11 protein-coding genes are annotated in these 8,783 nt (G+C 65.8%); 4 read left to right on the top strand and 7 right to left on the bottom strand.

Going from position 1 to position 8,783, the window contains the following annotated elements; genetic code table 11:
* The 3 genes from ON44_RS02550 to dacB all read right to left on the bottom strand — a co-directional run.
* The coding region (locus ON44_RS02550) for a PP-loop family protein (protein ID WP_506331834.1) at positions 1 to 318 on the bottom strand (318 nt) is incomplete at its 3' end.
* Between the two features lie 133 nt (positions 319 to 451).
* Positions 452 to 1,567 carry an Rv3626c family coenzyme F420 biosynthesis-associated protein gene (locus ON44_RS02545; protein WP_040686150.1) on the bottom strand — a complete coding sequence of 372 codons (1,116 nt, stop codon included), beginning with the start codon at positions 1,565 to 1,567 and terminating at the stop codon, positions 452 to 454.
* 13 nt (positions 1,568 to 1,580) lie between these two features.
* Positions 1,581 to 3,044 (bottom strand): D-alanyl-D-alanine carboxypeptidase/D-alanyl-D-alanine endopeptidase, encoded by a 1,464-nt coding sequence (gene dacB, locus ON44_RS02540; protein WP_051181384.1) that lies wholly within the window; start codon positions 3,042 to 3,044, stop codon positions 1,581 to 1,583.
* Positions 3,045 to 3,222: 178 nt separating this feature from the next.
* On the opposite strand from dacB, the gene ON44_RS02535 reads away from it, so the two are divergent.
* Positions 3,223 to 3,714, top strand: coding sequence for an inorganic diphosphatase (locus ON44_RS02535; protein WP_040686144.1), 492 nt, complete (start codon positions 3,223 to 3,225; stop codon positions 3,712 to 3,714).
* Positions 3,715 to 3,817: 103 nt separating this feature from the next.
* Here the strand turns inward: ON44_RS02535 and ON44_RS02530 are convergent, their stop codons facing one another.
* The gene (locus tag ON44_RS02530; RefSeq protein WP_040686143.1) at positions 3,818 to 4,036 is read right to left on the bottom strand and encodes a hypothetical protein; all 219 of its coding nucleotides are present in this window, start codon (positions 4,034 to 4,036) and stop codon (positions 3,818 to 3,820) included.
* A 329-nt stretch (positions 4,037 to 4,365) separates the two neighbouring features.
* Between ON44_RS02530 and ON44_RS02525 the strand changes: the two genes are divergently transcribed.
* Positions 4,366 to 5,157 (top strand): maleylpyruvate isomerase family mycothiol-dependent enzyme, encoded by a 792-nt coding sequence (locus ON44_RS02525; RefSeq protein WP_051181382.1) that lies wholly within the window; start codon positions 4,366 to 4,368, stop codon positions 5,155 to 5,157.
* Positions 5,158 to 5,333: 176 nt separating this feature from the next.
* Here ON44_RS02525 and ON44_RS02520 read toward each other — a convergent pair whose 3' ends face one another.
* Positions 5,334 to 5,552 (bottom strand): hypothetical protein, encoded by a 219-nt coding sequence (locus tag ON44_RS02520; RefSeq protein ID WP_040686142.1) that lies wholly within the window; start codon positions 5,550 to 5,552, stop codon positions 5,334 to 5,336.
* A gap of 501 nt (positions 5,553 to 6,053) precedes the next feature.
* Here ON44_RS02520 and ON44_RS02515 point away from each other — a divergent pair.
* Complete coding sequence (locus ON44_RS02515; protein ID WP_040686141.1) at positions 6,054 to 6,620, top strand: hypothetical protein; 567 nt, start codon at positions 6,054 to 6,056, stop codon at positions 6,618 to 6,620.
* 99 nt (positions 6,621 to 6,719) lie between these two features.
* Here ON44_RS02515 and ON44_RS02510 read toward each other — a convergent pair whose 3' ends face one another.
* A complete protein-coding gene (locus ON44_RS02510) occupies positions 6,720 to 7,082 on the bottom strand; it encodes a DoxX family protein (RefSeq protein ID WP_040686140.1) in 363 nt (120 codons plus the stop codon).
* Positions 7,083 to 7,136: 54 nt separating this feature from the next.
* On the bottom strand, positions 7,137 to 7,631 hold the full coding sequence (locus tag ON44_RS02505; RefSeq protein WP_051181380.1) for a cupin domain-containing protein: 495 nt from the start codon (positions 7,629 to 7,631) through the stop codon (positions 7,137 to 7,139).
* 79 nt (positions 7,632 to 7,710) lie between these two features.
* Here ON44_RS02505 and ON44_RS02500 point away from each other — a divergent pair, with 79 nt between their 5' ends.
* Positions 7,711 to 8,574, top strand: coding sequence for a LysR family transcriptional regulator (locus ON44_RS02500; RefSeq protein ID WP_218007507.1), 864 nt, complete (start codon positions 7,711 to 7,713; stop codon positions 8,572 to 8,574).
* Positions 8,575 to 8,783 lie beyond the last annotated feature (209 nt).

Here is an 8,783-nt window from a genome sequence, read left to right as displayed (position 1 = left end):
GTCCGCACCGACCTCGACCGCCAGCACATGTGCCGACCGACACCCCAGCGCCAACGCCGCGGCCGCCGCCTCAGCCGCCACCTTGTCCGATCCCGCCTGCAACTGATGATCCACAACCAGCGCGTCGACCTGCCCGGCCTCCACCACCGCAGCCGCGGTCAACGCCAGCGAATCCGCACCACCGGACAACGCGACCGCCACATCACCCGTCGCATAATCGGCCAGCCACCCCCGCACCGCCCGCCGCACCTCGAGCACCGCCTCGGTCTCGGGCAGCCGCCGCGCATTCCCGGGCATCGCTCCCGCCGTACGGCTCATATCCGGAGACTACCGATGATCAGTGCCCTCGATTCGGTCGGCAAGCTCCACAATGAGGCCTTCGCCGCCGATCATGAGACGCCTACGGTCTACCGCACGGGTTCGATGACCGCGACTACGCGCTCGTCGCGAACTACCCGAGGACGCGCGCGATCCAGCGCTCAGGGGCCTCGATTTCCGTTGCGAGCGGGAGGGTTTCGGGGTTGGTCCAGACGGTATTGAACTGGGCCATGCCGACTTGGGCCACCACCGCGTCTACGAATTTCTTGCCGCGGACGTATTGAGCGACCTTGGCGTCCACGCCGAGGAGCGCGCGCAGGAGGCGTTGGAGCGGGTTGGTGGGGCGTTTGCGGCGCTTGTCGAAGGCGGCGCGGATCTGTTCGACGGTGGGGATGACGGCGGGGCCGACAGCATCCATGACGTGGTCGGCGTGGCCTTCCAGGAGGGTGCCGAGCATCAGCAGGCGGTCCAGGGCTTCGCGCTGCGGTGGCGCCTGGGTCGCGCGGAGTAGGCCGACGACACCGCGGGAATTCGGGTCTTCGGGGCCGGTGCCGCGGCGGCGGTCGCGCACCTCTTCGACGAGGCGACCGAGCATATCGGCGAGCGGTTCGTCGCCGACTTCGCCGAGGATGTCGACATTGGCGCGCATGTAATCGGCCAGCCACGGCGCGGAGGAGAACTGCACCCGGTGGGTCACCTCGTGCAGGCAGACCCAGAAGCGGAAGTCGGTCGGCGACACGCCGAGTGCGCGCTCGACGGCCATGATGTTCGGCGCGACGAGCAGCAGCGTCCCATCGGGTCCGGTGAAGGGGTCGTACTGGCCGAGGATCGCGGTGGACAGGAAGGCCAGCATCGCGCCCGCTTGCACACCCGCGGGTTTGCCGGCGAGCAAGCCCTTGTCCGACGCCTGCCCGGTGCCGGTCAACTGAGCCATGGAATCCGCGGCCGCATTGATCCAGCCGGGCCGGTCGACGATCAGGGCCGAGGGCACCGGCTGGTCGTCGAGCAGACCGCTCACCTCGCGGACCGGTCCCTCCGCCCGCACCGATGCCTCGGCCAGCTCTCTCACTACCTGTTCGGCCGAGTATCGCGAGGTCCGCGGGCCGGACGGCACCAGCGCGGCGCCAGCGCGCGCGGCAAGGCGCCAATCGACGGCACCGGAGAATCCGGAGCGTCTGCGCTCGGCCGGAGCGTCCGCACCCGAATTAACGGCGGCCACGGCGCCCGATTTATCAGTGCCTTCGAACATGGTCAACCACCCGTCACGAGCATCCACAGTTACGCAGCGTGCCGGCGATGGCGTCCAATGCGGGCCGGCTCAGCTCCGGTGGCCGATCGTTCGACATCAATGCGAAGGTCAATACCCGCCCGTCGCTGTCCAGCACATACCCGACCAACGTGCTCGCCACCGAGAGAGTTCCGGTCTTGGCCCGCACCCATCCCGCGCCGCCCCGGTTCTGGGTGACGTAACGGCTGCTCAGCGACCCCGTCGCACCCGCGATAGGCAGATCGTCGAGCAGCGGCGCCAGGGTGGTCGCGATCCGATCGGTTTCCGGCCTTGCCTTGGTGTTGCTCGGCTGCACGGCATTGGCGCCACTCGACTTCGCCGCGGTCGAGATGATCTTGTCGAGCAGCCGGGCGGGCACTCGGTCCTCGGTCGACAGGCCGCTGTTATCGCGCATCGAAAGTCCGTTGAGATCGAATCCGCCCTTGCCGAGCGCGGTTTCGAGGGCGGCGACAGCCCCGGTGAACGATGCCTCGTTACCGGACGCGACCGCGATCTCGCGGCCGATGGCCTCGGCGAGCACATTGTCGGAATAGACCATGGTGTCGCGCAGCCGGTCCCGCAGCGGCGCGGATTGCACGCTCGCCACCTCGGTCGAACCGGCGGCGGCATTGCCGATCCGCACCTTGGCGGGATCGAGTCCGAGTTCGATGGCCAGACGCTGTCCGGTGGCCAATGCAGGAGTAGGGGTGCGCGGCGAGTACTCCACCAGCGGGTCGAGGCGGCCGCCGTCGAGCATTACCGGATCCATCGGTGCGATCGAACCCTCACCGATATCGACCGGATCCCAGCCGGGCGCCATGGGCGGGCCGGAATACGCGGAGGTGTCGACCACGATGGTGTCGACTGGATGGCCGGAGTCCTTGATCTGCGACACCAGGTCCGAAAGCCGCGGCCCGTTCGGGTAATAGCCCTTGCCGTCGGGCTGCGCGGTCAGCGTCGGATCGCCACCACCGACGAGCACAAGTTCATTCGGCGCGGATCCGGTGACGACGCGGGTGGTCACCCGATGATCCGCGGGCAGGGTGAGCAGGGCGGCCGCGGTGGTGAGGATCTTGGCGGTGGACGACGGAATCATCGGCTTATCGGATTCGGCGCTCCACAGCACGGTCGCGGAGCCCGCATCGGTAACCTCACCGGCGAACGCACCGAGGTCGGGGTTGGCGACCACCTGTGCGAGCGCGGCGGCGATACCGGACGGAGTCGGCGCGGGCGCATTCGAGGGCGCGGGCGCGACCTGTGGAACCGGTTCGACCGGCGCGGGCGGTGCGGCAATGGTGAGCCCGCCGTGCCGGAATTCCTCGGTCCACGGCTTGACCGCGATCACTACGCCCGCCCCGGCACCGAGCAGCAGGGCCAGCACGAACGCGACGCCGATCCAGATTTTGCGGCGTCGCTTGGTGCCCGAGCCACCGATATTCCCGTTGCTGCCACCCACCACGTACCCGCCGTCTCTCCGTCTCGTTTCGCCCGGTCGCCGAGGCCACCCACCTACCGCACCCAAGTGCCCGCGGACCACACTATCCTCGTTCCGGCACCGTTCCCCCCGAACACCTGTCGAGTCGGCGTTCCGACGACCGCAACGCGACAGTCCCTAGAAGCATCAGTAAGGAGATGGCGTGGAGTTCGACGTCACCATCGAGATCCCCAAGGGTTCTCGGAACAAGTACGAGGTCGATCACGAGACCGGCCGGGTCCGGCTCGACCGCTTCCTCTACACGTCGATGGTCTACCCGGCGGACTACGGCTACATCGAAAACACCCTCGGCGAGGACGGCGACCCGCTGGACGCGCTGGTCCTGCTGCCGGAGTCGGTGTTTCCGGGCTGCCTGATCGAGGTGCGTCCGGTCGCGATGTACAAGATGGTCGACGAGGCGGGCGGCGACGACAAGGTGCTGTGCGTGCCCGCGGGCGATAAGCGCTGGGACCACATCCAGGATCTGGCCGATGTGCCGGAGTTCGAACTGGCCGCGATCAAGCACTTCTTCGAGCGCTACAAGGATCTGGAGCCCGGCAAGTACGTCAAGGGCTCGGAATGGGTCGGTCGCGCCGAGGCGGAGGCCGAGGTTGAGGCCTCGTTCAAGCGGCTGCAGGAAAACGGCGGCCACTGAGTTCTGTTGAGCTGGTGGCTGATTCGGCTACCAGACCGACAACGAAAGCGGGAAGTCCGGTGCGTTCGGACTTCCCGCTTTCCCTTTCTCACCGCCGCGGCGGTCAGTTGTAGAGGTAGAGATCCCAGCCACTGTAGGTTTGGACGCACTGCCAGTAATTGCCGCCCGTCTTGGGCGACTTACCGTCGGCGGCACACCCGGCGTAGGTCGCGTAGGTGCCGTAGTAATAGCCCGTGGAGGCCGACGCGGTTGCTGCCGTCGACACCCCGGCGACGGCAGCGGTGGCAAGAAGACCGGCCGCGATGAGAGATTTGGTTCGCATTTCACTGCTCCTGAAGCGAGGGTTGATTGATCACCCCACTAACGGTAGAAACAGCAAACGTCCAGCACAGCTAACCCTAGGGCTCGAGCAGCCGCCACCTGGGGCAATTCCACCTTCTCCACCCTGCGAACCTGCACTCATTGCGTTTCGGCGCACCTGTTGTCGTCACCGCGCATTCTTTCGCAGGGGCGCACAATAGTAACCAGAGATGTGCGGACTGCTTCGAGAAGCGGACTGCCGATTCGTGGCCGCTGCCAGCTGTGCGCCATCCCGGGCGACTGTTCGAGGGACTTTCGGGAGGCGGCCCACAATGGTTGACTAGAATCGCGATGCCCATCGAATCAAGTTGGGTTAGTGTCGAATTCGTGATATCTCTCGGCAAATCGGCTCTGCGCAGAGCATTGCTGGGCGAGACGGATTTGCTCGCCGACCTGTATCTGTCCGCCGACCCGAAGACACCGATACCGACCTGCCCGGACTGGACCCTGGCGAATCTGATCGCGCATGTCGGCGGTGGAAACCGCTGGGCCGCAGCGATGATCGCCGACCGGGCCACCGAATTCCTCGAATTCCAGCAGGTTCCCGATGTCCGTCGGCCACGTGACCTCGACGAGGCCGACCGGTGGCTGCGTGCCGGTGCCCGCGCGGTGATCGACAGCATCGACACGGTGGGGTCCGATGTCCCGATCTGGACGCCGTTCGGCTCCGCGCGCCCGGCCGAGTGGTGGGTGCGCCGACGCCTGCACGAGGCGACCGTGCACCGCGCCGATGCCCTGCTCGCCCTCGACCGCGAGGTGAACATCGCCCCCGAGCTCGGCGCCGACGGGCTGTCGGAGTTTCTCGAAATCGTCGAGAAGGGACCGCGCTTCGAGACACCGCTCGATGAAGACACCAGTCTGCAGCTGCGCGCCATCGACACCGATGACACCTGGACCATTCTCCGATCCGGGGACACGATCACCTGGAGTGACAGTCGGACACCGGCATCGTTGACGGTTCAGGGCACCGCAGTAGATCTGTTCCTCCTGCTGCTGCGCCGAATCCCCGCCGACAGCCCAAGTCTGGAGGCATCCGGAGACGTCCCCGTACTCGCGACCTGGCTGGAGCGCATCAAATTCTGACCGTGTCGACGGCTGCCCGTCCCATACGCGTAAGAAAAGCCCAGTAAGACACGAGGATTCGGGACAGGGCCACTCCGCCACGAGTTCTATTGATCCGGTGACCGATTCGACTGTCGGACCAATACGAAAAGCGGGAAGTCCGGTGCGTTCGGACTTCCCGCCTTTGCTATCGCGGATCAGTAGTAGATGTAAAGATCCCAGCCGCTGTAGGTTTCGACGCACTCGTAGTAGTAGCCGCCGGTGGTGGGCGAGGCGCCGTCCGCGGCACATGCCGCGGAGGTGGCGTAGGTGCCGTAGTAGTAGCCCGAGGCCGCGGACGCGGTTGCTGCCGTCGACACCCCGGCGACGGCGGCGGTGGCGAGAAGACCGGCCGCGATGAAGGACTTGATTCGCATTTCACTGCTCCTGAAAGCGAGGTTGATTGATTACCTCGCTTACGTTAAGGACGATTCTCGCCCTGAACAGCCAACCCTAGGGTCGAAGAATCGCCCCCTTGGGCAATGCCACCTTCGCCACCTATGCCCCTGTGCCCGAAGGGTTTCTATGCACAGACAGCACGGCTGACCACGGTGTTGTTGTGCGACAAGCGAAGCCGGCATTCGTCGATCCCGAGGGTCGTAGCCGATGGCGAAGGTGCTGTCGGCCGGGTCGACCATCACCGCAAGCCGTGCACAGGGCGCTGCGGTGGATTTCGCGCCCCGACTTCACATTCCGCCTCGAAGGTATCGAAACCCGAACCCACCGCTATGTCTGCACAATTCGTCAACGGCCGCTTGGGATCTGTGTCCGTTGTCGAAATGGCCCGAGTGGGGCGACCTTCGAGCTAGCCTTGCTGCGGAGGCTTGATTTCAAGGTTGTGAGATCAGGAGGGGTTGACGATGTCGGCGAAAGGTTCTGTGGCGAACTGGCCTAAGCGCGGTGTCGTCATCGCAGCGGTCGGTCTCGTCGTCGCGGTAGTCGGTGTCGTGATCGCGGCGGTCGGTCTCACCAGGCACTGGACGGATGGCGACGCATCCTCGCCGATCGGCTCTGCGGTGGCGGCTTCCGTCGAATCCTCAATGCGACCGACGATTTCGGCACAACCGGTCGTCTTGGCTCAAGGACACCAGAAGATCGCCAACGTCGAGGGCCTCGACCTGGACAACGGGCAGGTTCAGGAGCAGGACCTGCCCGGTGTCGACCTGAGTCCGTCCAAGGCCGCCGACAGCATCAACGCGATGACCCACGGCACACCGCGTTTCGCTCTCCTCCAGAGCGACGGGCCTACCGAGCACGACCGCTGTGCCGCACTACCGGTCGACGCTTGGACCAAAACCGTCGCCAACGTCTACTCCCTGCGCCTGGCCAGTCAGATCTGCGTGCAAACCGACCAAGGCAATATGGCGGCCCTGACCCTCACACACATTCCATCGGCCGCCGAGCAGTATCTCGAATTCGACTTCATCACCTGGCGCGACCGCTGAGAGCGATTCAGACCGGCCGCGGTCACTATCGAACGGCTACTTGCGCAGCGGCGCGGGCGACTTCGTCGTTGTCGGTCGAATTCGGTGGCAGGACAAGGGTCACACCCAGGTGGTCGCGAGCCAAACGGTCACGGCGGCTATGAGAAGAAGGGTCATGTTGAGGGCGACTCTTCGGTCCCCGCCGCTCAGGTGGACCGGGATCGCACCGAGTTGCAGGAGCACGAAACCGATTGCCGCGGCCACGGCGAGCCAGGGCGCGAGGCCGGTCAGGGGTGGAAGGATCAGCCCGAGCGCACCGAGTACTTCCAGCGCGCCGACAGTCCGGACAGCGGGTAGTGGTATGCGGTCCACCCAGGCCATCATGGGCCGGAGTCGATCCCGGTTTCGGGTGATCTTCAGTGCGCCTGCATAGAGGTAGAAGAGGGCGAGCAGGCCTGCGGTGATCCAGAAAGCGATGTTCACAATTCCATCCAGCGGTGGCAGGTGCGGGCACAACGAATCTCGGCCCGCTCGGGTTCAGGCCGAGCCGGTGGCGGGCTCGGTGGCGTAGTGGCTCATCACTTCCATGTTCACCTGGGGTGTCAGTTCCCGGCCGTCGGCGATCATGTCCTGTAGGTCGCGGAAGTACTGCACATACAGGTCGGGTGTGAAGGTGCTGAGCATGACGGCCGGTTGGCTGGTGATGTTGGCGAAGGTGTGCGGGGCACCGGGTGGGACCATCACCAGCGTGCCTGCTGTCGCGTCGTAGTCGGTGTCGCCGACGGTGAACCGCACCGTGCCGGAGATGATGTAGAACCCTTCGTCGTGCTGGGCATGCCGGTGCTGTGGCGGTCCCGGAGTGTATGGGGCCAAGACGGATTCGGCGACGCCGAGACGGTGCCCGGTGTTGCTGCCGTCCTCGAGGACCCGCATGCGTGTGGCACCCAACATGATCGTCTCACCCTCGCCGGGTCCAACCACCGAAACGGTTGCGCCGTAGTTCGTTTCGTCGTTCATTGTTTCGTCGGTCATGTTTCGATTGCACCGCCGAGACGTCGAGGCGTCCAAGACCTGTTCTGCCATGCCGATACCGGACGGGTATCGTGCCAGCGTGGAGCTGCGTACGCTGCGTTACTTCGTTGCTGTCGCCGAGGAACGCCATTTCGGTCGCGCCGCCGCCAGGTTGCACATGAGCCAGCCGCCGCTGAGCCGCGCCATCCAGCAACTGGAGTCGGAAGTCGGCGCCGCGTTGTTCGACCGGTCGCCGACCGGCGTCGATCTCACCCGAGTCGGGGCGGTACTGCTGGACGACGCGCGGGCCCTGCTCGACCAAGCCGACCGGGTCAGCACGCGGGTAGCCGCCGCGGCCGGAAATGCGAACCTCACCATCGGCATCCTGGGTGACGCCACCGACCCCGGCATCACCAGGCTGGCCGCCGCCTACCGCCACAAGCACCCCGAGGTCGACATCCGCATCCGCGACACCGACCTCACCGACCCCACCTGCGGGCTGAAGGCGGGACTGGTCGACGTCGCGGTGACCCGTGCACCGTTCAACGACACCGCCCTGACCGCGCGTGAGCTGCGTGCCGACCCGGTCGGGGCGGTACTGCGTGCCGACGACGTGCTGGCTCACCGTGACCACCTGAAGCTGGCCGACCTGGCCGGCCGCCGCTGGTTCCAGTTCCCCGACGGCACCGACCCCATCTGGCAGACCTACTGGAACGGCGGTGAACCGCGTGAAGGCCCAGTAGTGCGGGTCGTCCAGGAATGTGTGCAGGCCGTGCTCTGGAACGGCACCGTCGGCATCACCCCTCTCGGGCACAAGATGCCCGACGGACTGGCCACAGTCCCGCTGGTCGATATGGCACCGAGCAGTGTGGTGGTGGTGTGGAACGAGGGCGACACCAACCCCCTGATCCGATCGTTCGTGCAAATAGCAACGGCCGCATACGCAATTCCGAACCATCGGTAGCGAATCCCACCCGCGGCACGCCGGTCATCGGCCGCAACCGGCACATCACGCGAAGGCCGGCCTCGGCTCAGCGGCGGTCGAATTGGCCGTCGGCAACACCCTTGGCGAAGGCATCCCACTCGTCGGCGTTGTAGACCAGCTTCACGCTTTCGCTGCTGAGGGTCGCGCAGCCGTCCTGATCCACTGTCACGGTGAGGACATCGGCCACC

This window comes from Nocardia vinacea NBRC 16497, assembly GCF_000308835.1.
Classification (GTDB): domain Bacteria; phylum Actinomycetota; class Actinomycetes; order Mycobacteriales; family Mycobacteriaceae; genus Nocardia; species Nocardia vinacea.
The sequence above is the reverse complement of the archived record's forward strand: the minus strand, read 5'-3'. Positions and strand labels throughout refer to the sequence as shown.

Excerpts from the sequence above, each read along its gene's own strand:
- ON44_RS02530 (WP_040686143.1), bottom strand. The coding sequence starts at position 4,036 with ATGCGAACCAAATCTCTCATCGCGGCCGGTCTTCTTGCCACCGCTGCC.
- ON44_RS02525 (WP_051181382.1), top strand. The coding sequence starts at position 4,366 with ATGCCCATCGAATCAAGTTGGGTTAGTGTCGAATTCGTGATATCTCTC.
- ON44_RS02520 (WP_040686142.1), bottom strand. The coding sequence starts at position 5,552 with ATGCGAATCAAGTCCTTCATCGCGGCCGGTCTTCTCGCCACCGCCGCC.
- ON44_RS02505 (WP_051181380.1), bottom strand. The coding sequence starts at position 7,631 with ATGACCGACGAAACAATGAACGACGAAACGAACTACGGCGCAACCGTT.
- ON44_RS02545 (WP_040686150.1), bottom strand. The coding sequence starts at position 1,567 with ATGTTCGAAGGCACTGATAAATCGGGCGCCGTGGCCGCCGTTAATTCG.